At 45.3% G+C, this 890-nt stretch carries 1 rRNA gene; it reads right to left on the reverse strand.

Annotated elements, in window-relative coordinates:
• A 23S ribosomal RNA gene (locus tag VBM87_RS02910) occupies positions 1-890 on the reverse strand; the annotation flags it as partial.

An 890-nucleotide genomic window follows, 5' to 3' on the forward strand; every position in this document is an offset into this window, starting at 1 on the left:
AATTTCAATACAAAGTTATAGTAAAGCTCCATGGGGTCTTTTCGTCTTGATGCGGGTACCCAGCGTTTTCACTGGGACCATAATTTCACCGAGTCTAGTGTTGAGACAGTTGAGAGATCATTGCGCCTTTCGTGCAGGTCAGTATTTAGCCGACAAGGAATTTCGCTACCTTAGGACCGTTATAGTTACGGCCGCCGTTCACCCGGGCTTCATTTCAACGCTTCGCAAATGCTAACGCATCCACTTAACCTTCGGGCACTGGGCAGGCTTCACCCCCTATACATCACCTTGCGGTTTAGCAGAGAGCTGTGTTTTTGATAAACAGTTGCCCCTCATAATTTACTGTGACCTATGCTTTACATAGGTGCCCCTTCTTGCGAACTTACGGGGTCATTTTGCAGAGTTCCTTAACACTAGTTTTCTCGCTCGCCTTAGAATACTCATCTTGGGGACGTGTGTCCGTTCTCGGTACAGGTTTCCATAAAATTAAGTTTAGAAGCTTTTCTAGGAAGTATGAAATTACTTAATTCATGCAAAAGCATTATGCATCATATCTTTCGGTTATGAATTGCGGATTTGCCAACAATTCCCAATAAATACTTACCCCACAATCCGATAAGTGGTAAAGCTATCCTTCTTCGTCACTCCATCGCTTTTATAGAAAGTACAGGAATATTAACCTGTTGTCCATCGACTACGCCTGTCGGCCTCGCCTTAGGTCCTGACTAACCCTGGGTGGACGAACCTTGCCCAGGAAACCTTCCCCAATAGGCGTCGTAGATTCTCACTACGAATCGTTACTCATACCGGCATTCTCACTTCTTAACGCTCCACTAGTCCTCACGGTCTAGCTTCATTGCCCTAAGAACGCTCCTCTAACGTACAATTGT

Source organism: Mycoplasma sp. 744 (assembly GCF_034863305.1).
Classification (GTDB): Bacteria; Bacillota_I; Bacilli_A; order Mycoplasmatales; family Metamycoplasmataceae; genus Mycoplasmopsis.